This window comes from Streptomyces sp. NPDC006733 (assembly GCF_040636125.1).
GTDB lineage: Bacteria > Actinomycetota > Actinomycetes > Streptomycetales > Streptomycetaceae > Actinacidiphila.
In genome coordinates this window covers 17,139-41,014 of record NZ_JBEYJD010000042.1, presented here as the reverse complement: position 1 = coordinate 41,014, position 23,876 = coordinate 17,139, and the positions used below count along the sequence as shown (strand labels likewise).

Below are 23,876 nucleotides of genomic sequence, written 5' to 3'. Positions count from 1 at the left end.
GTTCGTCTCATGCCCAGGAACGGAGATACTAGGGGCGGGCATCGACGACGCCGCGCTCCCGCGCGAGATGAGCCCTACCGAGGAGGAACGACAGCGTGACCTACGTCATCGCGCAGCCTTGTGTCGACGTCAAGGACAAGGCGTGTATCGAAGAGTGCCCGGTCGACTGCATCTACGAGGGCTCCAGGTCCTTGTACATCCACCCGGACGAATGCGTCGACTGCGGCGCCTGTGAGCCGGTCTGCCCGGTCGAGGCCATCTTCTACGAGGACGACACCCCGGAGGAGTGGAAGGACTACTACAAGGCGAATGTGGAGTTCTTCGACGAGCTCGGATCGCCCGGTGGCGCCTCGAAGCTCGGGCTGATCGAGCGGGACCACCCCTTCATCGCCGCGCTGCCTCCGCAGAACGGCTGATCAAGACCGCACGTCGCGTCGGTCCCGTACGGGGAGGCTTCCGTACGGGACCGCCGTCGTTCCCACGTCCAGGAAAGCGAGCACCAGCGTGGCGCCAGTCTCCGACCGTCTCCCCGTCTTCCCCTGGGACCGGCTAGAGCCGTACAAGGCCGCGGCCGCCGCCCACGCCGACGGCATCGTCGACCTCTCGGTGGGCACCCCCGTGGACCCGGTCCCGGCCGTGATCCGCAGGGCGCTGTCCGCCGCGGCGGACAGCCCCGGCTACCCGCTGACGTACGGCACCGGATCGCTGCGGGACGCCATCGCGCAGTACCTGCGCGACCGGCTCGGCATCGCGGGCGCCGATCCGGCCGACGTGCTGCCGCTGATCGGCTCCAAGGAGCTGGTGGGCTGGCTGCCGACGCTGCTGGGGCTGCGCGAGGGCGACCAGGTCGCCTACCCGGAGCTGGCCTACCCGACGTACGAGATCGGGGCGCTCGTCGCCCGCGCCGAGCCGGTGACGTACGCCGACCCGGTCGCCGACCTGGACCCGGCGCGCGTCCGGCTGCTCTGGCTCAACACCCCGTCGAACCCGACGGGCCGGGTGCTGGACGCCGCCGAGCTGCGCCGCGTCGTGGAGTGGGCGCGCGAGCACGGCATCCTCGTCGTCTCCGACGAGTGCTACATCGAGCTGGGCTGGGACGCCGAGCCGGTCTCCGTCCTGCACCCGGACGTGTGCGGCGGCAGCCACGAGGGGCTGATCGCCGTCCACTCGCTCTCCAAGCGCTCGAACTTCGCCGGGTACCGGGGGGCGTTCCTGGCCGGTGACGCCGCCGTCGTGAAGGAGCTGCTGGGGGTGCGCAAGCACACCGGCATGATCGTTCCGGCGCCGGTGCAGGCCGCGATGATCGCCGCGCTGGGCGACACCGAGCACGCCCTCGTGCAGAAGGAGCGCTACGCCCGGCGGCGGGCCGTGCTGCGGACCGCCTTCGAGGCCGCCGGGTTCCGGATCGAGCACAGCGAGGCCAGCCTCTACCTGTGGGCGACGCGCGGCGAGTCCTGCTGGGACACCGTGGGCGACCTGGCCAAGCGGGGCATCCTGGTCGCGCCCGGCGAGTTCTACGGCCCGGCGGGCGCGCACTTCGTCCGGGTCGCGTTCACCGCGCTCGACGAGCGGGTCGACGAAGCGGTGCGCCGGCTGGCCTGACGGCCCCGGACGACGGGAAGGGCCCCGGGGAGCGCGCGCTCCCCGGGGCCCTTCCGCGTGTCCGTGCCGTGCTCAGCCGACGAGCGGCAGGCCGTTGGTCGGCAGCGCGTTCGTCGGCAGCCCGCTGGTCGGGAGGGAGTTGACCGGCAGGGTGCTCGCCGACGGGAGCGAGGGGCCGCCGGGCAGCCCGGAGACCGGGAGGGTCTCGGCGGCGGGCAGGCCGGCCTCGCCCACGGACTGGGCGGTCGAGCCGAGGAGGTTGCCGGTGGAGCCGGCGGCGTCGCCCGCGGCCTTCTGGGCGGCCGGGGCGGCGGTCTTGCCGGTGGTGCCGACGGTCCGGCCCGCGGCCGGGACGGCCGTCTGCACGGTCCGGGTGCCGGCCTCGGTGGCCACGCCGCTGGCCTGCTGGGAGGCGCTGTCGAGGCTGTTGCCGAGGCCCGCGCCGTCAAGGTTGGTCAGTCCACCCAGGTCAGCCGTCTGCGGCAGCGCGGCGGCCGAAGCGGCGCCGGCGCCCAGCAGGGGTGCCGCGGCCGCGCCGATCAGGAGGGCGGCACGGGCGATCCGACGCGAAAGGGGGAGGGACATGGTGCTCCTTTTACGGAGGGGGGAGAGGACGTGTCCGCCGGGCGGACGTGCTGACTACCGCTCCAGGAGCCCGAAGGTTGCGGCCGTTCGAGGTAAAGAGTTGGCAATGCGTCGCATAATAGTGCTCCGGCAAAAGCGGCCATTCCGGTCACTTCGCGAGCCGGTGAAGAAACGTCACATCGCTGATGCCGCAAGGCAATTGGCTACTGGACGGGGGAATTGCCCGGCTCCGGGGTTTCCCGGGGCCGCGATGCGCTTGCGGGTGACGCCCCGCACTATTGCGCGACCGTGATCCGCACGTCCCCGTCGGCCTTCTCGGCCGCACTGGTGTCGGACTTCTGCCAGCCGCCGCCGGAATCGGCCGCCCGCCACTGCTTGTCCCGGAACGAGACCTTCTCGACCTTCAGGTCGGCGGAGTGCGCCACCGCCCACTGCGCCAGCTCCCAGCCGCGGCGCTTCCCGTCCCCCTCCGCAGCGCCCCCGGCGGGGGTCGACGGCACCTGGACGGTCCGCTCGCGCGCCGTCCCGCCGCCCGCCCTGCCCTCGGCCGGGCGCGGGGCGACCTGCGGTCCGAACTCGCGGGCCAGCTGCTTGCGGACCTGCGCGGTGTCGCCCGTCGTGACGGTCGCGTCCGACGCCAGGGTGCAGGTGAGCGCGCCTGGCCGCCGCCCGGTCAGCGCCGAGGTCAGCAGGGCCGCGTCGGCCTCGTGCTTCGCGTACGCCTGGGGGAAGCCGCTCTTCTGCACCCGCTGGGCGGCCACCGTCAGCGGCAGCCGCGAGTAGCCGTCGATCTTCACCAGCCCGTCGAAGAACTCGTTCGTGGCGTGCACCGGGTCCATGATCTGCTGCGGGGTGCCCCAGCCCTGCGAGGGCCGCTGCTGGAACAGGCCGAGCGAGTCCCGGTCGCCGTGGTCGAGGTTGCGGAGCATCGACTCCTGCATCGACGTGGCCAGCGCTATCGTCAGCGCCCGCTCCGGCAGGCTCCTGGACGTCGCGACCGCCGCGATCGTCGAGGCGTTCGCCGCCTGCTCCGGTTCGAGGTCCAGGGACTCCCCGTCCGCCGCGACCGTGCACCCGGCCCGCTGCGGCCGGTGCTCGACCGCGTAGTACGCGCCGTACCCGGCGATCACGAGCAGGACGAGGCCCGCGACGGCCGGCCGGAGTCGGCGGCCGCGCCTACGGGGGTGCGCCTCGGGTGCCGGCGGGGGCTCGGACATGCGCCCACCGTACCCAAACACCTCTCCGGAGCCTCGAACGTCGCACCGGACGCGCACACGTCGCGGACGGCCCGGGGGCCGCCGGTAGGGTCGGGGCCATGACCGCAAGCCCGCTCGACCTCAGCCAGGATGCCGCCGCCGTCACGGCGCAGCTCGTGGACATCCCCTCCGTCAGCCTCGCCGAGAAGGCGCTGGCCGACATCGTGGAGGAGGCGCTGCGCGCGCTTCCGCACCTGACCGTGGACCGGGACGGGGACGCGGTGGTGGCACGGACGAACCTCGGCCGCGCCGAGCGGGTGGTGCTCGCCGGACACCTGGACACGGTGCCGATCGCCGACAACCTGCCCTCCCGGCTCGACTCCGACGGCCTGCTGTGGGGCTGCGGCACCACCGACATGAAGTCCGGCGTCGCCGTCCAGCTGCGGCTGGCCGCCACCCTGCCCGAGCCCAACCGCGACCTCACCTTCGTCTTCTACGACGCCGAGGAGATCGCCGCGGAGTTCAACGGCCTCAAGCGGCTGGTGGAGAAGCACCCGGACTGGCTGGCCGGCGACTTCGCGGTGCTCCTGGAGCCCACCGACGCCCAGGTGCACGGCGGCTGCCAGGGGACCCTGCGGGTCAGGGTGCAGACCACCGGCCGCCGGGCGCACTCCGCGCGCAGCTGGCTGGGGGAGAACGCCATCCACAAGGCCGCCCCGATCCTCGCCCGGCTCGCCGCCTACGAGCCCCGCCGGGTGGTCATCGACGGGCTGGTCTACCCCGAGGGGCTGAACGCCGTGATGATCGAGGGCGGGCACGCCGGGAATGTGATTCCCGACACCTGCGCGGTGATCGTGAACTACCGGTTCTCGCCCGACCAGACCGAGGCCGAGGCGCTCGCGCACGTCACCGAGGTCTTCGAGGGGTTCGAGGTCGTGCCCACCGACAGCGCACCCGGCGCGCTGCCCGGGCTCTCCCAGCCGGCCGCCGCCGCGTTCCTCGCCGCCATCGGAACGGAGCCGTTCGGCAAGGAGTCCTGGACCGACGTGGCCCGTTTCTCCGCCCTCGGCATCCCGGCGGTCAACTACGGCCCCGGCAATCCCAAGCTCGCCCACACCCGCGAGGAGAACGTGTCGGTGGCCGCCGTCCTGGAGGCCGAGGAGCGGCTGCGGGCCTGGCTCACCGCCTGACCGTCCGGGCGCGGGCGGGGGGCCGGCGGGAACCGCGCGGGCCGAAATCGGCGTGATGTTCCTGCCATGGTGTGATCGGATGATTGATCGCGTGGGGGGAAGAAGGCCGTTCGATGGGACTGACCAGTCCGCTGTTGTTCGTCGTGCTCGTCGTCGCGGCCGTCGCCGCCGTGGCGGGAGCCGTGCTGCTCTGGGGGCGCGTGCCCGGCCCCCGGCTGATCCGGCTGCCCGCCCGCGTCGGGATGATCGTGGTCTGCCAGCTGACGGCGGTCTTCGTGGTGATGGCCGCGGTGAACAACCAGTACGGCTTCTACGCCTCCTGGGACGACCTGCTCGGCGGCGGCAACGGCAGCATGAACACCAACGCGAAGCACAAGGCGCCGCCGCCGGGGCCGCCGCAGCTGACGGTGAAGTTCGACGCGTACGCGCAGGGGTTCCGCAAGGCGGACGTGCACGGCTCGAAGTCCGGCGCGTCGGGGGACGTCATGGTCTGGACGCCGCCGCAGTACGACAAGAAGGAGTACGCGAACACCCGCTTCCCGGTGATCGTGGTCCTGCACGGCCTGCCGGGGAGCCCGCGCAGCTTCCTGCGCGCGATGCGGCTCGGCCAGATCATGGAGCGCCAGATAGCCGAGGGCAAGGCCGAGCCCGCCATCCTCGTCCTGCCGACGATCACACCGAAGGGCGCCAAGGCGGGCTGTACCGACGCGCCGAACCGGGGCAAGGGCGGCACCTGGCTCGCCCAGGACGTTCCCGACGTGGTCGCGCACAACTTCCGTACGCTGCCCGCCCCCACCGGCTGGGCGGTGATGGGCATATCGACCGGCGGCTACTGCGCCGCGCGGCTCGCCCTGGACTTCCCCGCCCGCTACGTGGCGGGCGCCGCGCTGGCCCCCGACAACCCCGCCGAGGGCCCCCGGTCGCCGCTGTGGCTGGCCCACAACACCAGGCCGAACGTGGACCTGCTGATCGGTTCGAGCGCCCAGGACCCCGAGAGCCCGCCCCGGTTCGCCGAGTGGCTCGGGAACGCCGTCCGGACGCCGACGACGGTCACGCCGCTGCGGCTCGACACCGGCGGCCACAACTGGAAGACCTGGGGACGGATGTTCCCCGAGGCGCTCACCTGGGTGAGCAGCCACCTGGAGGCGCCGCGCGTTGTGCCGCTGGCCAGCCCGGACGCGCCGTGATGCGTCGTACGCTGCTCGCATGAGTACCGCACGCAGGGACATGGGCAACGCGCAGGAGGCGGCAGCGGCGGCCAACGAGGCGGCCGAGCGCTCTTCTCCGCAGGGACAGGGCTGGCCGGAGCGGCACACCGGACCGGTGGTCAGGCGGCGCGACCAGGTGCAGGCCGGCACCACCGACCAGCGGCTGCTGGACAGCCGGGAGTCCGCGGAGTGGGTGCACGGCGATCCCTGGCGGGTGATGCGCATCCAGTCCGAGTTCGTCGAGGGGTTCGGCGCCCTGGCCGAACTCGGCCCGGCCGTCAGCGTGTTCGGCTCCGCCCGCACCCCGGTGGACTCCGTGGAGTACGCGGCGGGCGTCGAGATCGGCCGGGCGCTGGCCGAGGCCGGCTTCGCGGTGATCACCGGCGGCGGCCCCGGCGCGATGGAGGCGGCCAACAAGGGCGCGGGCGAGGCGGGCGGGGTCTCCGTCGGGCTCGGCATCGAGCTGCCCTTCGAGCAGGGCCTCAACCCGTACGTCGACATCGGCGTCAACTTCCGCTACTTCTTCGTCCGCAAGACGATGTTCGTGAAGTACGCGCGCGGGTTCGTCGTGCTGCCCGGCGGATTCGGCACCCTGGACGAGCTGTTCGAGGCGATCACCCTCGTCCAGACGAAGAAGGTCACCCGGTTCCCGATCGTGCTCTTCGGCACCGCCTACTGGAGCGGCCTGGTCGACTGGGTCCGCGGCACGCTCATCGAGGGCGGCAAGGCCTCGGCGGCCGACCTCGACCTGTTCCACGTGACCGACGACATCGGCGAGGCCGTGGCCCTGGTGACGAAGGAGACCGAGGGCTGAGCCCCGGGCGGCACCGTCACGCCAGCCCGCGGCGGGCGACCGCGGGCGGGCGCGGGCCCGCGATGGAGGCCACCATGTCGAGCACCTGACGGGTCTCGGCGACCTCGTGCACGCGGTACACGCGGGCGCCGAGCCAGGCCGAGACCGCGGTGGTCGCCAGGGTCCCGATCAGCCGCTCCTTGACCGGGCGGTCGAGCGTCTCGCCCACGAAGTCCTTGTTGGACAGCGACACCAGCACCGGCCACCCGGTCGCCGTCATCTCCGGCAGCCGCCGGGTCGCCTCCAGCGAGTGCCGGGTGTTCTTGCCGAAGTCGTGCCCGGGGTCGATGAGGACGGCGTCGCGCCGCACCCCGAGCGCGACGGCCCGCTCCGCGAGGCCCACGGTGACCCGCAGGATGTCCGCCATGACGTCCTCGTACCCCACCCGGTGCGGGCGGGTGCGCGGCTCCGCGCCGCCGGCGTGGGTGCAGACCAGCCCGACGTCGTGGCGGGCCGCGACCTCGGCGAGCTTCGGGTCGACACCGCCCCAGGCGTCGTTCAGCAGGTCCGCGCCGACCGCGCAGACCGCCTCGCCGACCTCGTGCCGCCAGGTGTCGACGCTGATCACGACGTCCGGGTGGCGCCGGCGCACCTCGGCGACGAAGGCGACCGTGCGGCGGATCTCCTCCTCGGCCGAGACCTCCTCGCCCGGTCCGGCCTTCACCCCGCCGATGTCGATGATCGCGGCGCCCTCGGACACCGCCCGCTCCACGCGCAGCAGGGCCGGTTCATCGGTGAACGTGGCGCCCTGGTCGTAGAACGAATCGGGTGTCCGGTTCACGATCGCCATGATGAGGAGCTCGTCGTCGCCGAACTCCCGCGTGCCCAGCCGCAGCATTTGCGTGTGCCTCCTGTAGGTCGCCTGCCGGCGACGATAGCCGCAGGAAGGTCCGCCGGGGCTGCGGGAGGGTCCGGCGCGGGCCGGACATGGCACCATCGTGCCAACACATCGCGCGGCCCCGGGAGACGGTCTTGTTCTGGTTCATGCTCATCGCGCTGGTCGCGGTCGTCGCCGCGGTGGCACTGGCCGTACTCGGCGACGGCGGGACGCTCCGAGACGCGGATCCGGACCGGATAGACGACCGGCTGCCCGCCGACCGCCCGCTGGTCCGCTCCGACATCGACGCGCTGCGGCTGCCGGTGGCCGTGCGCGGCTACCGGATGCTGGACGCGGACGAGGTGCTCGACCGCCTCGCGGCCGAGCTGGCCGAGCGGGACGCGCGCATCGCGGACCTGGAGGCGGCCCTGGCCGGCGCCCAGGCGACCGCCCTGGCCACGCCGTCGCTGCTGGACCCGCCGCTGTCGCTGTCGGTCCTTGACCAGCCGCCGCTGCGTCCGGACGCGCCGCCCTCGCTGCACAAGGAGCAGCCGGAGGACCACCCCCATGAGTGAGCGGGCCGCGATCACCGGCGAGGACGGCCTCGCCCGCTGCCCCTGGGGGCTGTCGGCGCCCGAGTACGTGGAGTACCACGACGCCGAGTGGGGCCGCCCGGTCCGCGGCGACGACGCGCTCTACGAGCGGCTGTGCCTGGAGGCGTTCCAGTCCGGGCTCTCCTGGATCACGATCCTGCGCCGCCGCGAGAACTTCCGCGCCGCCTTCGCGGGCTTCTCCATCGAGGCGGTCGCGGAGTTCACCGGCGAGGACCGGGACCGGCTGCTCGCCGACCCCGGCATCATCCGCAACCGCGCCAAGATCGACGCGTCCCTCGCCAACGCCCACGTGGCCGCCGGCCTCGGCGCCGGCGGCCTGGACGAGCTGATCTGGTCGCACGCGCCCGACCCGGCGGGGCGGCCGGTGCCGCGCACGCTCGACGACGTGCCGGCGACCACGCCCGAGTCGGTGGCGCTGGCCAAGGACCTCAAGCGGCACGGCTTCCGCTTCGTCGGTCCGACCACGGCCTACGCGATGATGCAGGCCTGCGGCCTGGTCGACGACCACCTGGCCGGCTGCCACGTCCGCACCGGCGCCGGCGCTCCCGGCGCGGTCAGCGGCCCAGGTAGCGCGGCGCCTCCTTCTTGAGGAACGCCTCCACGGCGATCCGGTGGTCCTCGGACGCGCCCGCGACCGTCTGCAGCTCGTCCTCCTTCTCCAGCGTCTCCACCAGCGAGTGGTCCGTCCCGTACGCCAGCGACGCCTTGATCGCCGCGTAGGCCACCGTCGGGCCCGCCGCGAGGCTCCGTGCCACCGCCAGGGCCTCCGCGGCCAGCTCGGCGGCCGGGACCACCTTGTTGGCGATACCGAGCTCCAGGGCCTCCTGGGCGGTCACCTTGCGGGGGAAGAGCAGCAGATCGGCGGCGCGGCCGTGGCCGATCAGCCGGGGGAGGGTCCACGACGCGCCCGAGTCGGCGGTCAGTGCCACCCCGGCGAAGGACGTGTTGAAGCTCGCGGTGTCGGCGACCACCCGGTAGTCCGAGGCGAACGCCAGCCCCGCCCCGGCGCCGGCGGCGACCCCGTTGATCCCCGCGACCACCGGCTTCGGCATCGTCGCGATGGCGGTGACGATGGGGTTGTAGTGCTCCTTGACCGTCGACATGGTGGCCCCGGTGCCGGACTTCCGGTCCTCCATCAGCAGGCCGACGTGCTCCTTGAGGTCCTGGCCGACGCAGAACGCGCGCCCGGTCCCGGTCAGCAGGACCGCCCTGACCTGGGCGTCCGCCGCCGCGGCCCGGACGGCCTCGCGGAGCGCGACCTTGGTCTCGACATTCAGGGCGTTCATGGCATCGGGACGGTTCAAGGTGATGGTCGCGAGCCCGTCGCTCACCTCGTACAGCACGCTGTCGGACATGGATGATCCCCTTCGTCGCGGCTCCGGTCCTGGCCAGCATGCCGGACATCGCGACGGGCGGACATGTGACGTACGTCAAACATTCAACGGGGTGATTGCGGCACGGAACGGGAGTGCGGAGGCCGTGTATCGCGGTCTCGTCACCGAATTGGCCGGTTTTGTGGGAGGGGTTTCTCGAACGGATGGGAACCGATGTTGGTCATCGGGTCGGGACATGCGGGATAATGGTCGAGAACCAATGTGTTCGAGTCCGAGCTGGTTTCAGGAAGGGGAACGAGCATGGCGGCCATGAAGCCGCGGACGGGTGATGGCCCGCTCGAGGTCACCAAGGAGGGGCGGAGCATCATCATGCGCGTTCCGCTCGAGGGCGGCGGACGGCTTGTTGTCGAGCTGACTCCTGACGAGGCGGATGCCCTCGGCGACGCGCTGAAGAAGGCCATCGCCTGACACGAGCGCGTTCCCGATAAACGTCACGGCCCCGATTCCTGACCGTTCCAGGTCCGGAACCGGGGCCGCTGCCGTGTGGTGGCGCGGTCACCCGCCGCGTCGGACCGCGCACAGCAGCCCGTCGTCGGTGGGCAGCAGGACCGGCGCGAACGCCCGGCTGTCGCGGACCGCGCGCATCAGTTCGCGCAGCCGCACGGCCTCGGTGTCCTGGTGCGCCGCGTCCAGGGTGCGGCCCTGGGCGAAGGTCCCCTCGAAGCAGACCAGCCCGCCGGGGCGCAGCAGCCGCAACGATTCGCCGAGGTAGTCCAGGTACTCCAGCCGGTCCCCGTCGCAGAAGACGAGGTCGTAGCCGCCGTCCGCCAGCCGCGGCAGGACCTCCAGCGCGCGGCCGGGGATGAACCGGGCGCGGTTGGCGGCGAAGCCCGCGTCCCGGTAGGCCTCGCGGGCCAGTTGCTGGCGGTCGGGCTCCGAGTCGACGGTGGTCAGCACGCCGTCCGGCCGCATCCCGAGCAGCAGGTGGATGCCGGAGACGCCGGTGCCGGTGCCGATCTCGACGACGGCCTTGGCGTCCGAGGCCGCGGCCAGCAGCCGCAGCGTCGCGCCGGTTCCGGGGGAGACGGGGCGCAGACCGGACTCGTGGGCACGGCGCCGGGCGCGTATCAGGGCGTCGTCTTCGGCGACGAAGGCGTCGGCGAACGCCCAGCTCGCCTGCCGGTTGCCGGTAATGGCCCTCTCCCTGTCCCCGTCGGTGATACGGCCCGCCCGGCGACTGTATCCGCCCCCGGCATCCGCCGGGTGGTGCCCCCAGGGCCGGGAACCCGTTGAGGAGAGTACGCGTTAGGAGGGCGGGACCGAGAACGTGCGGTGCACGGGAAGTACCCGCCGTGCAGCCGTCCGGACCAGGTCCCCGGCGAGACAGCGCACTTATCCGGAGCTAACGGGCGAGGTGGATATGGTAGTGGCTCTACTGGAGACCACCAGAGCCGACAGGGGAGGTGCGGCTGCGGCCGGTGATCCGGGAGTGCTTCGGCATATTCTCAGGTCTTCCGGACAGCCGAAATCCGTGACCAACACTGCTGACCGTTCACGCAATGACGCACCCGCCAACGCGACCTTCGCCAACGACGGGGAGAGCCAGGCGTGGACGCCTCCTTCCTGGGAGGAGATCGTCAGCACGCACAGTGCCCGCGTCTACCGCCTGGCGTACCGCCTGACGGGCAACCAGCACGATGCCGAGGATCTCACCCAAGAGGTCTTCGTCCGTGTCTTCCGTTCCCTGTCCACGTACACGCCCGGCACCTTCGAGGGCTGGCTGCACCGCATCACCACCAATCTCTTCCTGGACATGGTGCGGCGACGTCAGCGAATCAGGTTCGACGCGCTCGGCGACGACGCGGCGGAGCGGCTCCCGAGCCGTGAGCCGTCCCCGGCACAGCACTTCAACGACACGCACTTCGACGCGGACGTCCAGCAGGCCCTGGACACCCTCGCGCCGGAGTTCCGGGCCGCGGTCGTGCTCTGTGACATCGAGGGGCTGTCGTACGAGGAGATCGCCGCCACCCTCGGCGTGAAGCTCGGCACGGTCCGGAGTCGGATCCACCGCGGCCGCTCCCACCTGCGCAAAGCCCTTGAGCACCGTTCCCCCGCGGCCCGTCCGGGTCGCGCGCTGGCCGCCGCCATACCGAAACCGGGCCTGGAGGGCGGGAGAACGTGAGCAGCAGCGGTACCGGCCAGCAACACGTCGCATCAGCCGAGCAGCATCTCGGCGACCGGCTCGCCGCCTTCGTCGACGGTGAGTTGCCGGACGACACCCGGGACCGGGTGCTCGCGCACCTCGTGACGTGTCCCCAGTGCAAGACAGCCGCCGACGAGCAGCGCCGGCTGAAGAACGTCGTGGCGACCACGGCCCCGCCGGCCCTGTCCGCGGGCCTGCTGGCCCGGCTGCAGGGACTGCCCGGTGGCGACGACGACGGAAGAGGCCCGTTCGACGGCGGCCTCTTCGGCGGCGGTGACGTCTTCGGCAAGACCTCGGTGGAGGAGTTCTCCTTCCTCTCCCCGGGCCCCGACCTCGCCGCGCCCGCCGACGTGCGCTCCCGCGGCTTCCGCATCCACGAGGTCGAGCGCCCGGCGTCCGGGTCCGGCTCCGCCTCGCGCGGCCGGCGGTTCGCCTTCGCCGCGGCCGGCGCGTTCTCCATGGCGGCCATCGCCCTCGGCGGCGCTCTCCCTGTGGACGCGGCGCTCGACAGCGGCGCCCGCCCCGAGGAGCAGGGTCCCGCGGTCGCCCCGCTCGGCGGCGTCGACCAGGCCGGCGACCTCAGGCCGCTGCGCGGCGACCTGATGAGCCCGGCGCAGGATCACTACCTGCAGCACCCCCCGATGACGGGCGTCACGCCCGCGTCGGTGGCCCACCAGCTGATGGCGCCCGTGTCGGTCGCCACCCGCGTGGCGACCGCGCCGCCGACCCCGGCGGCCACCCCCGGGCCCGCCGTCCGGCGCTGAGCCCCCCAGGCCGTCCTGACGGGCGCGGATGACGCGCTGACGCCATCCGGCCGTGTGGCACTTGCGGAGTCCTGTACACCGCCCTCAGGCTCGGAGAATGAGCGATGAGGCCGACCGGCCGCAGTGGTGGAGCCACCCGGCGGGGCCGGTGCCCGGCGGGAGCGGTGCGGGGGCGCCGGGTCCGGCCCCGGACGAGGCGTTCCCCGACCCGTACCTGCTCAACAGGACGTCCGGCGGACACCCCGCCCCCGGCGGCGGCCCGGACCGGCCCCGGGGCGGCCGGGCGCTCCCGCTGATCGCGGGGGCGGCGCTGATCGCGCTGCTCGCCGGCGGCATCGGGGGCGCTGCGGGCGTCTACGCCGAGCGGCACAGTGCTCCGGAGAGCGAACCGGTGACGCTGCCGCAGGCCTCCGAGGTCAGCGCCGACCGCGCCCGCGACAGCGTCGCGGGGATCGCGGCCCGGACGCTGCCGGGCGTCGTCTACATCCATGTGAAGGGCTCCGCCGGCGAGGACACCGGCACCGGGTTCGTGCTGGACACCAGGGGCCACATCCTCACCAACAACCACGTCGTCGGTTCGGCCGGCAAGGGCGCGGACATCCAGGTCACCTTCACCGGCGGGCAGCGCAGCACGGCGAAGGTCGTCGGGGTGGACAGCGGCTACGACCTCGCGGTCATCGAGGTCGGCGGGGTGTCGGGGCTGCGGCCGCTGGTCTTCGGCAACTCCGACTCGGTGCGCGTCGGCGACCCGGTGGTCGCCATCGGCGCCCCGTACGGCCTGGAGGGCACCGTCACCGCGGGCATCATCAGCGCCACCCGCAGGCCGGTCACCGCGGCGGGGACCGCCGACGGCTCCGAGGTCAGCTACGTGGACGCGCTGCAGACCGACGCCCCGATCAACCCCGGCAACTCCGGGGGCCCGCTGGTGGACGGGCAGGGCCGGGTGATCGGTATCAACAGCGCGATCCGGGCGGCCGACGACGGCGGACCGGCCGGCGGCCAGGGCGGCAGCATCGGCCTGGGCTTCGCGATCCCGGCCAACCAGGCGAAGCGGGTCGCCGAGGAGCTGATCAACACCGGCCGGGCCACCCATCCGGTGATCGGGGTGAGCGTCGACATGGCCTACGAGGGCGACGGCGCCCGGGTCGGCGGCAAGGCGGGCACCGCGGCGGTGACCCCCGGCGGTCCCGGCGACCGGGCCGGAATCACTTCGGGTGACGTCGTCACGGCGGTCGACGGGGAGCGGGTGCACCGCGGCGAGGAGCTGATCGTCAAGATCCGCAGCCACCGGCCGGGCGACCGCCTCACCCTCACCCTGGTGCGGGACGGCTCCGAGCGCACCGTCGAGCTGACCTTGGGCTCGGCCACCGGGGACTGACCCTTTACCCGGTGTCGACGTACTGTTGGCCCAAGCCACTCCCGCGCTGACCGCGCGGCCGGGTACGGTAAGTCAACCCGGACCCTGCCCACCCGGCTGTGGACGTCCCAAGGAGCTGCAAGGTGTTCTTCGACATAGGCCCGATGGAGATGATCGCGCTCGTCATCCTTGCGGTGCTCGTCTTCGGCCCGGACAAGCTGCCGAAGGTCATCCAGGACACCATGTCGTTCATCCGAAAGGTGCGGGCCTTCTCGGACAGCGCCAAGGAGGACATCCGCAAGGAGCTGGGGCCCGAGTTCAAGGACTTCGAGTTCGAGGACCTGAACCCGAAGACGTACATCCGCAAGAACATCCTGGAGAACGAGGAGCTCGGTCTGCAGGATCTCCGCAACGGATTCGACTTCCGCAAGGAGATGGCCGAGGTCACCGATGCCGTCAACGGCACCGACACCACGGCCGCGGCGGCCGCCGCCGGCTCCGCGGGAGCGGCCACGGGTACACCCGACCGGCTCCGCAAGCGCGAGGCGCCGGACAAGGACGAGCCTCCGCCGTTCGATTCCGACGCGACCTGAGTCAACCTGTATGTCCTGATCCACCCCATGGGGTGGCTATTCTCCATGTGTTCGCCATCACCGTGCGCCGTTTTGGCCCCCGGGCCCGGCTCCGGTCCGGCAAGATGGCGAGTCGCCCAAAAGGGCATGGAGGAGGCGCCACCCCGATGGAGACGAAGACCGGCAGAGCGGATCGAGCGGTCGACGGCTACTTGATGGCCGACTTCCCGTGGTACGGGCTGGACGAGGCGTTCACCGGACGCCGCTGGCTCACCGCGGTGGGCACCAGCGCGGACGGAACCGTTGAGCACGGCTCGATAGGGCATGGCGATGAACCGTCCATCAAGGCGGAGACCACCGACCCCGACGCGCAGCGGTTCGCCGTGGTCGTCACGGTCGCCCGGCGTCCCGGCCGCCGCAGCGCGGACGGCACCGGTGTCCTGGAGGCCACCTCGGTGTCCTCGGCGGCCTGGCTGGCGGGCTCAGGCCTGCTGTCCTGCACCTGGCCGACCCACATGGAGCGCGCCCTGCGCCAGGACTGGCTCGACCAGCAGATCGCGACCGCCTGGGACCTGGCTGACGACCTGGCCGGCCCGCACTGGTCGACCCTGACGCTCCCGGTGGACGGCGAGCCCACCGCGTTCCACTACCGGGAGTCCGAGTACGGCTGGGTCCTCGCGGGCTCGGCGCGCGGCGCCCACCTGGGCGCGTACGGGCGCGGCATGAGCGCGTACGGGCTGGGGCTGGCCGTGGTCAAGGACGTCACGACGTACGACGGCTGAGCGTGCTCATGGCGGTGCCCCCGACCGCGCCGCGGCCGGGGGCACCGCCACGTGGTCAGAACTTGTTGCGCGGGGTGATCCCCAGCGACATGCCCGCCAGGCCGCGGGCCCGGCCGCCGAGCTTGCCCGCGATCGCCTTGAGAGCGAGCGCCGCCGCGGAGTCCGGGTGGCTCAGGACGACCGGCCGGCCGTCGTCGCCGCCCTCGCGCAGCCGCACGTCGATCGGGATCTGGCCCAGCACCGGCACGGTCGCGCCCGTGGTCCTGGTCAGGCCCTCGGCGACCCGCTCGCCGCCGCCGCTGCCGAAGACGTCGACGACCTCGTCGCAGTGCGGGCAAGGCATCCCGGACATGTTCTCGACGACGCCGACGATCTTCTGGTGGGTCTGCACCGCGATGGAGCCGGCCCGCTCCGCGACCTCGGCCGCCGCCTGCTGAGGCGTCGTCACCACGAGGATCTCGGCGTTCGGGACCAGCTGCGCGACGGAGATGGCGATGTCGCCGGTGCCCGGCGGCAGGTCCAGCAGCAGCACGTCCAGGTCGCCCCAGTACACGTCGGCGAGGAACTGCTGCAGCGCGCGGTGCAGCATCGGGCCGCGCCACACCACGGGCGCGTTGCCCGGGGTGAACATGCCGATGGAGATGACCTTCACGCCGTGCGAGGACGGCGGCATGATCATGTTCTCGACCTGGGTGGGCCGGCCCTCGACGCCGAGCATGCGCGGGACCGAGTGGCCGTAGATGTCCGCGTCCACGACGCCGACCTTCAGGCCGTCGGCGGCCATCGCCGCCGCCAGGTTCACCGTCACCGAGGACTTGCCGACGCCGCCCTTGCCGGAGGCCACCGCGTAGACGCGGGTCAGCGAGCCGGGCTGGGCGAAGGGCACCTCGCGCTCGGCGGTGCCGCCGCGCAGGTTGCCGGCGAGCTCCTTGCGCTGCTCGTCGCTCATCACGTCGAGCTCGACGGTGACCCCGGTGACACCCGGGACCGCCTCGACGGCCGTCGTGACGTTCGTGGTGATGGTCTCGCGCATCGGGCACCCCGACACCGTCAGGTACACGGCGACCTTCACGGTGCCGTCGTCCGCGATGTCCACGGATTTGACCATGCCGAGATCAGTGATCGGCTTGTGGATCTCCGGGTCGTTCACCGTCGCGAGCGCCGCGCGCACGGCGTCGGCGGTCGGAGCGGATCCGTGTGTGTCGGTAGCCATACGGTCGATGGTACGGCGCCTAACGGTCAGTTCTGGCGTCGCCTTCGTCACGCCGCTCCTCGAGTTCCTTCAGCAGATCCTGGAGCTCGGAACGGATCCAGTCGCGGGTCGCGACCTCCCCGAGGTTCATCCGCAGCGAGGCCACCTCCCGCGTCAGGTACTCGGTGTCGGCGATGCTGCGTTCGTTCTGCTTGCGGTCCTGCTCGTGGGTGACGCGGTCGCGGTCGTCCTGCCGGTTCTGCGCGAGCAGGATCAGCGGGGCCGCGTACGACGCCTGGAGGGACAGCATCAGCGTCAGGAAGATGAACGGGTACCGGTCCCAGCGCATCGAGTCGGGGGCGAAGATGTTCCACAGCACCCACAGGATGATCAGGACGGTCATCCAGACGATGAAGCGCCCGGTGCCCAGGAAGCGCGCGATGCGCTCCGAGAACCGGCCGAACTCCTCCGGGTCGTAGGTCGGCAGCAGCCGGCGCCGGGTCGGGCGCGGCTGGTCCAGGCGCACCCGCGGCCGCGGCCCGTTGGCGCCGGACGCCTTCGCGCGCTCGCGCTCGGCTTCAGCGGCCATCGTCGGGTCCGTCCTCGTCGGCGCGCGTCTCGCCGACGTGGTACGCGGCCGTCGCACCGTGCAGGTCGGTCTCGCGCCAGTCGTCGGGCAGCAGGTGGTCCAGCACGTCGTCGACCGTCACCGCGCCGAGCAGCGAGCCGCTCTCGTCCACGACGGGGGCCGAGATCAGGTTGTACGTGGCGAGGTAGCTGGTCACCGCGGACAGCGGGGTGCCGGGCGGCAGCGGCAGCAGGTCCGTGTCGACGATCGAGCCGACGAGGGTGAACGGCGGGTCGCGCAGCAGCCGCTGGAAGTGCACCAGGCCCAGGTACTTGCCGGTCGGGGTCTCGTCGGGCGGCCGGCACACGTACACCTGGGCGGCGAGCGCGGGGGACAGGTCCGGGTTGCGGACCCGTGCCAGCGCGTCCGCGATCGTCGCGTCGGGCCGCAGCACGATGGGCTCGGTGGTCATCAGGCCGCCGGCCGTGCGCTCCTCGTAGGAGAGCAGCCGCCGCACGTCGGCCGCGTCCTGCGGCTGCATCAGCGTCAGCAGGCGCTCCTGGTCGACCTCCGGCAGCTCGGAGAGCAGGTCGGCCGCGTCGTCCGGGTCCATCGCCTCCAGGACGTCGGCCGCGCGCTCCTCCTTGAGCTTGCCGAGGATCTCGACCTGGTCGTCGTCCGGCAGCTCCTCCAGGACGTCGGCGAGCCGGTCGTCGTCCAGGGCGGCGGCGACCTCGCCGCGGCGCTTGGGCGACAGGTGGTGCAGCACGTTGGCGAGGTCGGCGGGGCGCAGCCGCTCGAAGGTGGCGAGCAGGTTTTCCGCACCCTGCCCGTGCTCCTCCAGCGAGAAGCCGGTCACGGCCGACCAGTCCAGCGTCAGCGTTTCTCCCGCCCGTCGCCCGCCACCACCCTTCCAGCGAAGCGCTCCGCGCTGCCCCCATTGATTGCGCAGCGCGCCGCCCTTGCCGCGGCGGACGAAGACCTTGTCGATCTCCCACTCGCGGCGGGCCGGCAACTGCACCATCGAGATGTCCAGCACGGTCACCTCCTCGCCGGTCGCGACGATCCGCACCCGCCGGTCGAGCAGTTCGCCCAGGACCAGGGTCTCGGTCGGCCGCTGTTCGAACCGCCGCATGTTGACGACACCGGTGGTGATCACCTGCCCGGACTCGACGCCCGTCACCCGGGTCATCGGCAGGAAGATCCGCCGCCGGCTGACGACCTCGACGACCAGCCCCAGCACCCGCGGCGGCTTGCCGCCGACCCGCAGCATCACGACGAGGTCGCGGACCCGGCCGACCTGGTCGCCGCCCGGGTCGAAGACCGCGACCCCGGAGATGTGCGAGATGAACACGCGCGGGGCACCTGCGGCCATGCGGTGCCTCCCGGCGGTCGTGCGGGTCGCGCTTCGTCGCTGCCAGGCTAACCCGCCGGGATCTTGGCTGCCGCACGGTGCTGCTCCGCGGGAGCCCGCGCCCCGCCGCCCGGACGCCGGGAGCCGGACCGGGGGCAGGCCCGGAGCCGGGCCCGGAGCCGGACCGGGAGTCGGCCGGGAGTCGGGGCCGGGGTCTCGGCAGGGAGCTGTACGCTGCGGTAGCTTCGGGTCCCCCCACCCCGTTCCCCTGCCGCTGGAGGAAGAGCACCCGTGTTTCCCGGCCGCCGTTCCACTCTTCTCGTCGGGGCGCTCTGCGCCGGACTGACCCTCACCGGCTGCGGCGATCCGGACGCCGGGACGAACGGGGTCGCCAAGCTGCCGCCGAAGACGATCGAGCAGCGGGCCCGCGACGCCGCCGCGGCGGCCCCGACCGTACGGCTCTCCGGCACCGTGGTCAGCAAGGGCAAGACGTACAAGCTCGACATGCGGCTGCGCGCCAACGGCGGCGTCGGGGACGTCACGACGCAGACCAGCACGTTCCAGCTGCTGCGGGTCGGCGAGGACCTCTACCTGAAGGCGGGCGCCGACTTCTACGGCGACGCCGGGGCCGGCAAGGACAACCAGGCCGCCGCGGCGAAGCTGAAGGACAAGTACGTCAAGGTGCCGGCCGGTGACCCCGCCTACCAGCAGTTCAGCGGCTTCACGGACAAGAAGGTGCTGCTCGACGCGCTCTTCGCGCTCGACGGCGAGCTGTCCACCGGCGACCACCGCAAGGTCAACGGCATCCGCACCATCGAGCTGTCCGCGGACGACGGCGGGGGCGGCACCCTCGACGTCTCCCTCGAAGGCAGCCCCTATCCGCTGCGCTACGAGCGCGCGGGCGGCTCCGGCACCCTGACGCTCGCCGACTGGGGCAAGGACTTCGTCCTCGCGGCCCCGGACGCCGGCGCCGTCGTCGACTACGGCAAGTCCGTCACGGGCACCTCGGGCGGCTGACCGGCCCGGGCCGTCCCCAGGACATCCCTACGGCGTCAGCCGCGCTTCCTCCGGCGCGCCAGCAGCCGGGGCAGCGCCTCCGGCATCGGCTGCCGGGTCGTGGCGGGGGAGGGGACGGGGGCGGCCGCGCCCGAGCCGTCCGGCATGGCGCCGGGCTGCTCGCCCGGCGGTCCCGACGGCACGAGCCGCAGCACCTGGCACTCGCGCGCCCAGCGCGCGGTCATCGTCTCGGCGTCCGGCGCGTTCAGCCGCTTGCCCTTGAGCTCCTCGACGGCGGCGGTCCGCCCGTCGCTGTCCGGGGCGAGCACGGAGACGGCGGCGGGCCACGCGACCAGCCGCCCGCCCTTGTCCTTGCTGCGCACCGTCACGACCGCGGTGCCGCCGTCGGTCAGTCCGCCGAGCGGCTGCTCCCCGGGGCCGCCGCCGACGACGCACAGGGCGCCGTCCACCCACGCGTGCCACACGGCCTGCGGCGCGGGGCCGGCCGGGGCCTGGACCCAGACCAGGCCGGACTTCTTGGTGGCCTCCTCGACGAGGGCCGTCTGCTCGGCGGTTTCCGTCATGGGGCTCACCCTATGGGGTGCGCCCTCGCGAGCGGATCGCATCAGCTGTCCCGCACGGCCGCCCGGACCCGGTCCACGCGGTGGACGACAGGAGCATGCTCTTGTCACGGGCCTTACGCTGGTCGGTGACGCCTTCCGACCGAGGAGAACCCGTGTCCGCCGAGCCGCGCACCGTCGCCCCGCCTGCCGCCGTGTCACCCGCGGCAGCCGTCGCGCACCGGCCGCTGGACCTCACGCTGCTGGCGGTCGCCATCGCGGGCGTCTCGTTCTCCGCACCGCTGATCGCGGCGACCGCCGCCCCGGCGCTGGCCATCGCGTTCTGGCGGAACGCGATGGCGATCGGCGTGCTGACCCCGTTCGTGCTCCGCCACAACCTCGGCGAACTGCGGCGGATGGGCCGCCGCTCGCTGCTGCTGTCGGTGGCGGCGGGCGGCACCCTCGCCCTGCACTTCGGCCTGTGGCTGCCGAGCCTGTCGATGACGTCGGTCGCCACCTCGACCGCGCTGTGCACCACGACCCCGATCTGGACCACGGTCATCCTGCGGATACGCGGCCACCGGCCGCCCCGGATGGTCTGGGCGGGCACGCTGCTGGCCGTGGTCGGCGTCATCATCCTGACCGGCATCGACATGTCGACCGACACCCGCGCGCTCGCCGGTGACGCGCTCGCGCTGGCCGCGGGCATGGCGGCGGCCGCGTACGTGCTGCTGGGCGCAGAGGTCCGCAGGAGCGCCAGCACCACCGCCTACACCTACATCTGCTACTCCACGACGGCGGTCGCGCTGCTCGTGACCTGCCTGGTCTCCGGCGCCTCGCTGGGCGGGTACAGCGGCGAGACCTGGCTCAAGCTCGTCGCGCTCACCGTCGCCGCGCAGCTGCTGGGCCACTCGCTGCTGAACCGGGTGGTGCACGGGCTGGGCCCGTCCACCACCTCGACGGCGATCCTGCTGGAGACGCCGGGCGCCGCCCTCATCGCGGCGCTCTGGCTCGACCAGACCCCGCCGGCCATGGCCTACCCGGCCCTCGGCGTGATCCTGGCGGGCCTGGCGCTGGTGATCCTGGCCGACCGCCGCCCGTCCCGCGCGGTGCCGGCGGACCTGCCGGCCACACCCGGCGGCGCCTGAGCCGCGACCCGGGCGGGAGCTCCGGCCGCGACCCCCGGCCGCGACCCCGGGCCGTGACCCCGGGCCGCGACCCGGCGCCCGCTACAACCAGCCGTTGCGGCGGAACCCGCGGTGGATGCTGAAGCAGATCGCGACCGTCGCGCAGAGCACCATCGGGTACCCGTACCGCCAGTGCAGCTCCGGCATGTGGTCGAAGTTCATCCCGTACACGCCGGTGATCATCGTCGGGACGGCGAGGATCGCGGCCCAGGCGGTGATCTTGCGCATGTCCTCGTTCTGCGCGACGGTCGCCTGCGCCAGGTTCGCCTGGAGGATCGAGTTGAGCAGGTCGTCGAAGCCGACCACCTGCTCGTGGACGCGCGCCACATGGTCGGCGACGTCGCGGAAGTACTTCTGGATCTCCGGGTCGATCAGCCGCATCGGCCGCTCGCTGAGCAGCTGCATCGGCCGCAGCAGCGGCGAGACCGCCCGCTTGAACTCCAGCACCTCGCGCTTGAGCTGGTAGATCCGCCCGGCGTCGCCACCGCGCGCGGACTTGCCCTGCGTCGCGGAGAAGACGTCGATCTCCACGTCGTCGATGTCGTCCTGCACCGCCTCGGTGACGGCGAGGTAGTCGTCGACCACCTGGTCGGCGATGGCGTGCAGGACGGCCGAGGGGCCCTTGGCGAGCAGCTCGGGGTCCTCCTCCAGCCGGTGCCGCAGAGCGCGCAGCGAGCCGTGACCGCCGTGCCGGACGGTGATGACGAAGTGCCGGCCGGTGAAGACCATGACCTCGCCGCTCTCCACCACCTCGCTGGTGGCGGTGAGTTCGGTGTGCTCGACGTACCTGATGGTCTTGAAGACGGTGAACAGGATGTCGTCGTAGCGCTCCAGCTTGGGGCGCTGGTGGGCGTGGACCGCGTCCTCGACGGCCAGCGGGTGCAGGCCGAACACCTCGGCGATGCCGGCGAACTCCTGCTCCGTGGGCTCGTGCAGCCCGATCCAGACGAAGCCCTCGCTGCGGCTGCCGCTGCGCACCTTCTCGAGCGCGGCGGCGGGGTCGATGTGGTCGCTGCAGCGGGCGCCGTCGCGGTAGACGGCACAGTCCACGACCGCGCTGGTCGCGCTGGGAGTGCGGGTGGCGCCGTAGTCGTATGAAACGGCGCTCTTGCGCAGGGAGGGACGGACCACTGCACGCAGGTCACGGATCATCGACATGGCAAGCTCCTTCACGGACTGGCCGACGGCATGGAAGCCGCACTGAAATGCTGATCAAGGCAGGGTGATCACAAGGCAGTTCAGGCGCTCTTCCGGCGCGGTGTCCGCGGCATGCGTTGATCCACGGGGGAAGTCGTGACTTCCGTGTTTCCCGGCGGCAGTGCCGGGTATGGAACGCGAGGGTTCAGCCGTCGAGGCGGCGGAAGGAAGAGCGGGCAGGACTGCACGGTCGACTATGATCCATGTCAACCCCACCTCCTCCGGCCGATCCCCGCTGAGGGATGACGTGTACCCATGGCAGCGCCGGACTTCACGGCGGCCAACGCCCCACCTTAGCAAGCGCCTGGAGCGCTCCTGCCCGGCTTTGCCTCTTCCATACGCTTTCCCGGGCTTCCCCTACCTGCCGCGGACGCGCCGGACCTATGCTCCGCGGTATGGGCGATCTTCTTCAGCTGGTCGAGGCGCGACTGCACTCGACGTTCGGTGAGCGGCACAGCAGGGCGGCGGTGACCTTCCTCGGCACCGACCGCATCGAGGTGCTGCGCTTCGTCGACGGTGATGTCCTGCGCTACGCGACGCTGGGCATGTCACGCCAGCCGATGAGCGATCCCCTCGCCACCGTCGCCGACCCGCTGCGCGGCCCGCGCGCCGAACTGGTGCTGTCGGTGCGGGCCGGGCTGGCCCCCGTGGACCAGGTGCTGCGGCCGCTCGCGGTGCTCGCCGCCTCACCCCAGGTCGAGGGCGTCGTCGTGGCGCCCGGCGCCTCGCTGGACGTCGGCGGACCGCTGTGGACCGGCGCGCCGTTCTCCGCCGTGCTGGTCGCGGAGTCGGGCGGCCTGGTCGAGGACCTGGAGATGGAGGACCCGCTGGACCCGGTCCGCTTCTTCCCGGTGCTCCCCATGACCCAGAACGAGGCGGCCTGGAAGCGCGTCCACGGCGGCGCGGCGCTGCAGGAGCGCTGGCTGAAGCACGGCACGGACCTGCGCGACCCGCTGCGGGCGTCGGTGCCGCTCGCCGACTGATCCCCGCGCCCCGCCGCCGGGCGCCCCGGCCGTTCGTACGGATGGTCTCGGACGCCGGACGGGTGATCGTCCTTGACGCGGGCACGTCGCGGGAGGACCGTTGGTCCCTATGAGGGGCGAACCCAGTTGCCCGAAGTGCGGTGGCCGGGTGCGAGCGCCCGGCCTCTTCTCCGATGCCTGGCAGTGCACCATGCACGGGACCGTGTACCCGCTGCAGCCGGTCGTCCCGCCGAGTGTCGAGGCGCTCGGGGTCGCGGTGCACCGGGCGCAGGTGCCGGTGTGGATGCCCTGGCCGCTGCCGGTGGGCTGGCTCTTCTCCGGGGTGGCCTCCGCGGGCGACGACCGCAGCGGCGGGCGGGCGACCGCCGTGGCCTGCTCGGGCCCCGGGCCGCTCGGCGGCCCCGGTGAGCTGCTGCTGATCGCCGAGGAACTCGGCGTGGGGCTGGGGGCGCGCTACGCGGGCATCCCCGGACCCGACCCCGGCCCCTCCATGTGCGTGGACCAGTCGCCGCACACCAAGGTGCTGGCCGCGGGCCGGCCCACCCCGCTGTGGCACGTCAAGGACGCGCCCGGCGACCGGGCGGTCTTCGCGGGGGAGGCGCTCGGGCTCTGGCTCTGGGCGATCGTGTGGCCCGAGCAGTCCGGCCTGATGATGTACGACGAGCTGGTGCTCACCGATCTGCGGGACGCGGGGGCGGAGATCGACCTGCTGTCGTGCGGCGCGCTGTCTCCCCGGCTGCTCTCCTGAGATTCGCAGGTTCC

27 protein-coding genes are annotated in these 23,876 nt (G+C 72.7%); 17 read left to right on the top strand and 10 right to left on the bottom strand.

Annotation, left to right across the window (positions count from 1 at the left end; genetic code table 11):
- The first annotated feature begins 95 nt into the window (after positions 1-95).
- Together fdxA and dapC are read left to right on the top strand one after the other, a co-directional pair.
- Positions 96-416: a ferredoxin gene (gene fdxA / locus ABZ721_RS31110; protein ID WP_003985062.1), complete on the top strand. Its 321-nt coding sequence runs from the start codon at positions 96-98 to the stop codon at positions 414-416.
- Positions 417-504: 88 nt separating this feature from the next.
- On the top strand, positions 505-1,602 hold the full coding sequence (gene dapC, locus ABZ721_RS31105) for a succinyldiaminopimelate transaminase (protein ID WP_358792098.1): 1,098 nt from the start codon (positions 505-507) through the stop codon (positions 1,600-1,602).
- Between the two features lie 72 nt (positions 1,603-1,674).
- Here the strand turns inward: dapC and ABZ721_RS31100 are convergent, their stop codons facing one another.
- Positions 1,675-2,187 carry an ATP-binding protein gene (locus ABZ721_RS31100; protein WP_358792097.1) on the bottom strand — a complete coding sequence of 171 codons (513 nt, stop codon included), beginning with the start codon at positions 2,185-2,187 and terminating at the stop codon, positions 1,675-1,677.
- 275 nt (positions 2,188-2,462) lie between these two features.
- Positions 2,463-3,404: a heavy metal transporter gene (locus ABZ721_RS31095; protein WP_358792096.1), complete on the bottom strand. Its 942-nt coding sequence runs from the start codon at positions 3,402-3,404 to the stop codon at positions 2,463-2,465.
- Between the two features lie 98 nt (positions 3,405-3,502).
- Between ABZ721_RS31095 and dapE the strand changes: the two genes are divergently transcribed.
- The 3 genes from dapE (at position 3,503) to ABZ721_RS31080 (ending at position 6,595) form a co-directional block, all read left to right on the top strand.
- Complete coding sequence (gene dapE / locus ABZ721_RS31090; protein ID WP_358792095.1) at positions 3,503-4,573, top strand: succinyl-diaminopimelate desuccinylase; 1,071 nt, start codon at positions 3,503-3,505, stop codon at positions 4,571-4,573.
- 113 nt (positions 4,574-4,686) lie between these two features.
- On the top strand, positions 4,687-5,760 hold the full coding sequence (locus ABZ721_RS31085; RefSeq protein ID WP_358792094.1) for an alpha/beta hydrolase-fold protein: 1,074 nt from the start codon (positions 4,687-4,689) through the stop codon (positions 5,758-5,760).
- Positions 5,761-5,800: 40 nt separating this feature from the next.
- Positions 5,801-6,595, top strand: coding sequence for a TIGR00730 family Rossman fold protein (locus tag ABZ721_RS31080; RefSeq protein WP_358792130.1), 795 nt, complete (start codon positions 5,801-5,803; stop codon positions 6,593-6,595).
- A 16-nt stretch (positions 6,596-6,611) separates the two neighbouring features.
- Here the strand turns inward: ABZ721_RS31080 and folP are convergent, their stop codons facing one another.
- Complete coding sequence (gene folP, locus ABZ721_RS31075) at positions 6,612-7,472, bottom strand: dihydropteroate synthase (RefSeq protein ID WP_358792093.1); 861 nt, start codon at positions 7,470-7,472, stop codon at positions 6,612-6,614.
- Positions 7,473-7,606: 134 nt separating this feature from the next.
- Here folP and ABZ721_RS31070 point away from each other — a divergent pair, with 134 nt between their 5' ends.
- Together ABZ721_RS31070 and ABZ721_RS31065 are read left to right on the top strand one after the other, a co-directional pair.
- Positions 7,607-8,026, top strand: coding sequence for a cell division protein DivIVA (locus tag ABZ721_RS31070; RefSeq protein WP_358792092.1), 420 nt, complete (start codon positions 7,607-7,609; stop codon positions 8,024-8,026).
- A complete protein-coding gene (locus ABZ721_RS31065; RefSeq protein ID WP_358792091.1) occupies positions 8,019-8,654 on the top strand; it encodes a DNA-3-methyladenine glycosylase I in 636 nt (211 codons plus the stop codon). Before ABZ721_RS31070 ends, ABZ721_RS31065 begins: the two co-directional genes overlap by 8 nt.
- Here the strand turns inward: ABZ721_RS31065 and ABZ721_RS31060 are convergent.
- Positions 8,620-9,420 (bottom strand): enoyl-CoA hydratase-related protein, encoded by an 801-nt coding sequence (locus ABZ721_RS31060; RefSeq protein WP_358792090.1) that lies wholly within the window; start codon positions 9,418-9,420, stop codon positions 8,620-8,622. The two genes, ABZ721_RS31065 and ABZ721_RS31060, sit on opposite strands and share 35 nt — an antisense overlap.
- Positions 9,421-9,699: 279 nt before the next feature.
- Between ABZ721_RS31060 and ABZ721_RS31055 the strand changes: the two genes are divergently transcribed.
- Positions 9,700-9,867, top strand: coding sequence for a DUF3117 domain-containing protein (locus ABZ721_RS31055; RefSeq protein ID WP_069464762.1), 168 nt, complete (start codon positions 9,700-9,702; stop codon positions 9,865-9,867).
- Between the two features lie 87 nt (positions 9,868-9,954).
- Here the strand turns inward: ABZ721_RS31055 and ABZ721_RS31050 are convergent, their stop codons facing one another.
- The gene (locus ABZ721_RS31050; RefSeq protein WP_358792129.1) at positions 9,955-10,620 is read right to left on the bottom strand and encodes an O-methyltransferase; all 666 of its coding nucleotides are present in this window, start codon (positions 10,618-10,620) and stop codon (positions 9,955-9,957) included.
- Positions 10,621-10,819: 199 nt separating this feature from the next.
- Between ABZ721_RS31050 and sigE the strand changes: the two genes are divergently transcribed.
- From sigE to ABZ721_RS31025, 5 genes are all read left to right on the top strand, one after another.
- Positions 10,820-11,581, top strand: coding sequence for an RNA polymerase sigma factor SigE (sigE, locus tag ABZ721_RS31045; protein WP_358792128.1), 762 nt, complete (start codon positions 10,820-10,822; stop codon positions 11,579-11,581).
- The gene (locus ABZ721_RS31040) at positions 11,578-12,366 is read left to right on the top strand and encodes a zf-HC2 domain-containing protein (protein WP_358792089.1); all 789 of its coding nucleotides are present in this window, start codon (positions 11,578-11,580) and stop codon (positions 12,364-12,366) included. Before sigE ends, ABZ721_RS31040 begins: the two co-directional genes overlap by 4 nt.
- Before the next feature lie 97 nt (positions 12,367-12,463).
- Positions 12,464-13,744 carry a trypsin-like peptidase domain-containing protein gene (locus ABZ721_RS31035; protein WP_358792088.1) on the top strand — a complete coding sequence of 427 codons (1,281 nt, stop codon included), beginning with the start codon at positions 12,464-12,466 and terminating at the stop codon, positions 13,742-13,744.
- Positions 13,745-13,866: 122 nt separating this feature from the next.
- Positions 13,867-14,316, top strand: coding sequence for a sec-independent translocase (locus tag ABZ721_RS31030; protein WP_358792087.1), 450 nt, complete (start codon positions 13,867-13,869; stop codon positions 14,314-14,316).
- 146 nt (positions 14,317-14,462) lie between these two features.
- Positions 14,463-15,077, top strand: coding sequence for a hypothetical protein (locus ABZ721_RS31025; RefSeq protein ID WP_358792086.1), 615 nt, complete (start codon positions 14,463-14,465; stop codon positions 15,075-15,077).
- 55 nt (positions 15,078-15,132) lie between these two features.
- Here ABZ721_RS31025 and ABZ721_RS31020 read toward each other — a convergent pair whose 3' ends face one another.
- The 3 genes from ABZ721_RS31020 to ABZ721_RS31010 are packed head-to-tail and all read right to left on the bottom strand — an operon-like array spanning position 15,133 to position 18,212.
- Entirely contained in the window at positions 15,133-16,290 is a 1,158-nt protein-coding gene (locus tag ABZ721_RS31020) for an Mrp/NBP35 family ATP-binding protein (protein ID WP_358792085.1), read from the bottom strand.
- 19 nt (positions 16,291-16,309) lie between these two features.
- On the bottom strand, positions 16,310-16,858 hold the full coding sequence (locus tag ABZ721_RS31015) for a DUF1003 domain-containing protein (RefSeq protein WP_358792084.1): 549 nt from the start codon (positions 16,856-16,858) through the stop codon (positions 16,310-16,312).
- On the bottom strand, positions 16,848-18,212 hold the full coding sequence (locus tag ABZ721_RS31010) for a CBS domain-containing protein (RefSeq protein ID WP_358792083.1): 1,365 nt from the start codon (positions 18,210-18,212) through the stop codon (positions 16,848-16,850). Before ABZ721_RS31010 ends, ABZ721_RS31015 begins: the two co-directional genes overlap by 11 nt.
- A 270-nt stretch (positions 18,213-18,482) precedes the next feature.
- On the opposite strand from ABZ721_RS31010, the gene ABZ721_RS31005 reads away from it, so the two are divergent.
- A complete protein-coding gene (locus ABZ721_RS31005) occupies positions 18,483-19,208 on the top strand; it encodes a hypothetical protein (RefSeq protein WP_358792082.1) in 726 nt (241 codons plus the stop codon).
- A 35-nt stretch (positions 19,209-19,243) separates the two neighbouring features.
- On the opposite strand, the gene ABZ721_RS31000 is transcribed toward ABZ721_RS31005, so the two are convergent.
- Entirely contained in the window at positions 19,244-19,771 is a 528-nt protein-coding gene (locus tag ABZ721_RS31000; protein ID WP_358792081.1) for a hypothetical protein, read from the bottom strand.
- A gap of 191 nt (positions 19,772-19,962) precedes the next feature.
- Here ABZ721_RS31000 and ABZ721_RS30995 point away from each other — a divergent pair, with 191 nt between their 5' ends.
- Positions 19,963-20,895 (top strand): DMT family transporter, encoded by a 933-nt coding sequence (locus ABZ721_RS30995; RefSeq protein WP_358792127.1) that lies wholly within the window; start codon positions 19,963-19,965, stop codon positions 20,893-20,895.
- Positions 20,896-20,976: 81 nt separating this feature from the next.
- Here ABZ721_RS30995 and ABZ721_RS30990 read toward each other — a convergent pair whose 3' ends face one another.
- On the bottom strand, positions 20,977-22,092 hold the full coding sequence (locus ABZ721_RS30990) for a magnesium and cobalt transport protein CorA (protein WP_358792080.1): 1,116 nt from the start codon (positions 22,090-22,092) through the stop codon (positions 20,977-20,979).
- 434 nt (positions 22,093-22,526) lie between these two features.
- Here ABZ721_RS30990 and ABZ721_RS30985 point away from each other — a divergent pair, with 434 nt between their 5' ends.
- Together ABZ721_RS30985 and ABZ721_RS30980 are read left to right on the top strand one after the other, a co-directional pair.
- On the top strand, positions 22,527-23,114 hold the full coding sequence (locus tag ABZ721_RS30985; protein WP_358792079.1) for a suppressor of fused domain protein: 588 nt from the start codon (positions 22,527-22,529) through the stop codon (positions 23,112-23,114).
- 109 nt (positions 23,115-23,223) lie between these two features.
- Positions 23,224-23,862 (top strand): DUF6758 family protein, encoded by a 639-nt coding sequence (locus ABZ721_RS30980; RefSeq protein ID WP_358792078.1) that lies wholly within the window; start codon positions 23,224-23,226, stop codon positions 23,860-23,862.
- The last annotated feature ends 14 nt before the right edge of the window (positions 23,863-23,876 follow it).